General features: G+C 62.8%; 5 protein-coding genes. All 5 read left to right on the top strand.

The annotated features are described in order from the left end of the window. The coding region (locus EN893_RS25355) for a hypothetical protein (RefSeq protein ID WP_206640172.1) at positions 1–822 on the top strand (822 nt) is incomplete at its 5' end. Between the two features lie 141 nt (positions 823–963). After that, complete coding sequence (locus tag EN893_RS25350; RefSeq protein ID WP_127270057.1) at positions 964–2217, top strand: sarcosine oxidase subunit beta; 1254 nt, start codon at positions 964–966, stop codon at positions 2215–2217. Then, positions 2217–2657 carry a hypothetical protein gene (locus EN893_RS25345; protein WP_127270055.1) on the top strand — a complete coding sequence of 147 codons (441 nt, stop codon included), beginning with the start codon at positions 2217–2219 and terminating at the stop codon, positions 2655–2657. The genes EN893_RS25350 and EN893_RS25345 overlap by 1 nt, the downstream gene beginning before the upstream one ends. An 11-nt stretch (positions 2658–2668) precedes the next feature. Beyond that, complete coding sequence (locus tag EN893_RS25340; RefSeq protein ID WP_127270054.1) at positions 2669–2965, top strand: sarcosine oxidase subunit delta; 297 nt, start codon at positions 2669–2671, stop codon at positions 2963–2965. Beyond that, positions 2962–3292 (top strand): 2Fe-2S iron-sulfur cluster-binding protein (locus EN893_RS25335; RefSeq protein WP_206640171.1); only part of this gene is annotated, 331 nt, incomplete at its 3' end. The genes EN893_RS25340 and EN893_RS25335, both read left to right, overlap by 4 nt.

The raw sequence follows: 3292 nt of genomic DNA, 5'->3' as shown, positions 1-3292 counted from the left end.
CGGATGGACACCGGGGTACCAAGACGCCATTCAACCTTGCGGGTGGATGCGCCACCCATTCCAATGACCCCCCAAGACATAATGAGCAAGTTGTTGGCCTCCGGCTTCGAGGGCAACAGCAAGCTGACGTTCGCTCTCCAATCGGAATTTCATAAGGGCTTTCCGCTCGAAAACCTTCGGCCGCTGCTGACGTCCGACAACCTTCATACGCAGGCCGCCGCGGCTTTTTTGACGGCTGAAGCCAGTTCCCGGATAGGTTACAAGATGAATTGCGTTGTCGCAGAGATAGCCGATCTGCTCGACAGTCAGGTCTCAGGCATCCGGTTCGACGCAATCGAGGCACTTCTGGGATGCACGACGCCGGCCGATGGAGCCATTCTTGGCCGCGTGATGCTGCGGCTGGATGACGAACATGCCGGCGTTCGATGGAGGGTGGTCCAGTTCATCTGTCTTGCGGAGCGCTGGCAGCTAAAGCTTGCGGTGGAAAATGCCGCCGCCCTGCGTCCGGACTCGGCTTTCAAGACACTGGTCAATGCTTATGGTCACTATTTCATGCCGAGCTCCAAGGACCTGCGACAGTTGCTTGAGCATGCGGATCCGGTGTTGCGGCGCTTTGCGGCGGCAGTAGCTATCAGGCCGCGCGAGGTGATCGTCGAGCGTTTCGTGGCCATGGCGGAGCAGTCGGACGATGCGGAAATTCGTAAAATCGCCGCCGATTGCCGCCAAGGTTATTTGCGGCCGACCTATGCAATCGGACCGTCCATCGTGAAGCGTGTCTCGTCTGAACCAGCAAAAGGCGAAGCTCAAAACGGCGGCCGTTGAAGGCGCGGCGCAAAACGGCAAGCGCCGTCGCAAACAGCGCAAGGGTGGAAGCGCTGTTTCGCTAGTGATACACCTCGCGCGCCGGGACCGAATGAACGCCGGCCGCCATTCGCGAAGCCTTTTTGGGGCGAGGTTGGGACGTTGAAGAAATATTCGGTATTCGCCATCGCCCGTGAAGCCATGCGCGGTCACAAGGGCTGGGAGGAACAGTGGTCCTCGCCTGAGCCCAGGAAAGAATACGACGTCATCATCGTCGGCGCCGGCGGCCATGGCCTGGCCACCGCCTATTACCTCGCCACCGTGCACGGCATCACCAATGTCGCGGTGCTGGAAAAGGGCTGGCTCGGCGGCGGCAACACCGGCCGCAACACCACCATCATCCGTTCCAACTATCTCTATGACGAGAGCGCCGGCATCTACGACCATGCGCTGAAGCTGTGGGATGGCTTGAGCCAGGAACTCAACTACAACGTCATGTATTCGGCGCGCGGCGTCATGATGCTCGCCCACAATGTGCACGACGTCCAGGTGCTGAAGCGCCACGTGCACGCCAACCGGCTGAACGGCATCGACAATGAATGGCTGACGCCGGAGCAGGCGAAGGAATTCTGCCCACCGCTCAACACCTCCAGGGATGCGCGCTATCCGGTGGTCGGTGCGTCGCTGCAGCGTCGCGGCGGCACGGCGCGGCATGATGCGGTTGCCTGGGGCTATGCGCGCGGCGCCTCGGCGCGCGGCGTCCACATCATCCAGAATTGCGAGGTGACCGGGGTCAAGCGGGCGCCAAATGGCGCTGTTATGGGCGTCGACACGACGCGCGGCTTCATCGGCGCCAAGAAGGTCGGCGTCGTTGCCGCCGGCCATTCCTCCGTCATCATGAACATGGCAGGCGTGCGCATGCCGCTGGAAAGTTATCCGCTGCAGGCGCTGGTGTCGGAACCGGTCAAGCCGGTGGTGCCCTGCGTGGTGATGTCGAACACGGTGCACGCCTATATCTCGCAGTCCGACAAGGGCGAGCTGGTGATCGGCGCCGGCACCGACCAGTATGTCTCCTATTCGCAGACCGGCGGCTTGCACATATTGCAACATACGCTCGACGCCATCTGCGAGATGTTCCCGATCTTCACGCGCATGAAGATGCTGCGCTCGTGGGGCGGCATTGTCGACGTCACGCCCGACCGCTCGCCGATCCTGGCCAAGACGCCGGTGCCGGGCCTCTATGTCAATTGCGGCTGGGGCACGGGCGGCTTCAAGGCAACGCCGGGTTCGGGCCATGTCTTTGCCCACACCATCGCCAAAGACGATCCGCATCCGATCAACGCGCCCTTCACCATCGAACGCTTCCGCACCGGACGGCTCATCGACGAGGCGGCGGCGGCGGCGGTGGCGCACTGATGATGGCTGAGATGGCTGTCGCGATGCCGCTGATGCTGGCGGGGGAGCAAGTGCTGGCGGGAGAACGGGGCATGTTCCATTTTCCCTCGCCGGATGAAGTGCGCACGCAGCCGATCAGCCGTGCCGGCAACGAAGCCGGCTGGCCGTTTTCGGTCGATGACGGCACGTTGGCCTGCGTCTGGAGCGGCGGCCAGAGGGTGGTGATGTTCTTCGAGGGACGACCCGAAGGGCTCGAAGAAGACGAGACATTCCAGCCGCGTCAAGTCATCGTCACAACCGATCCGATGCAGCTCACCCTCGGCAACATGGCGTCCCGCGATCTGTTTCGTCCCGCTGCAAGCGTGGAAGAGCGCATCCGGCTCGTCGCACCGTTCGCGACCCTGGGACAGAAGCTTTGCGATCAACCGGCGGGCGCCCGCGTCGGCCACGGCGAATTGTAGGAACGAACCAAATGCTTCTCATCCGCTGCCCCTATTGCGAGGAAGAGCGTCCGGAACTCGAGTTCCGCAACGCCGGCGAGGCGCACATCGCGCGCTCGGCCAATATGGCCGGCGAGAGCGACGACGATTTTGAAAAGTTCTTCTTCATCCGCTCCAACCCCAAGGGCATCATTTATGAGCGCTGGCGGCACATGCATGGCTGTGCGCGCTTCTTCAATGCCGTACGCGACACCGTCACCGACAAATTCGTCATGACCTACAAGGCCGGCGAGCGGAAGCCGTCGAAGCTCCCGGGAGTTGCCAAATGAGCGGCGCGTTCCGCATTCCCGGCGCTGGCCGCTTCAGCCAAGCCAAGACCGCGCGGTTCAGCTTCGATGGCCGGTCCTATGCCGGCATCGAGGGCGACACGCTGGCCTCGGCGCTGCTCGCCAATGGCGTCCATCTCGTCGGCCGTTCGTTCAAGTACCACCGTCCGCGCGGCATCCTGTCGGCGGGCGCCGAGGAGCCGAACGCCCTGGTCGAAATCAAGCGCGACGCGGCACGCAAGACGCCGAACGTGCGGGCGACCGTGCAGGAGCTCTATGACGGGCTTGATGCGCAGTCGCAGAACCGCTGGCCGTCACTGTCCTTCGACC

This window comes from Mesorhizobium sp. M7A.F.Ca.CA.004.04.2.1 (assembly GCF_004022825.1).
GTDB lineage: Bacteria > Pseudomonadota > Alphaproteobacteria > Rhizobiales > Rhizobiaceae > Mesorhizobium.
Note: the sequence above shows the minus strand (reverse complement) of the source record. Positions and strands in the feature narration are given on the sequence as shown.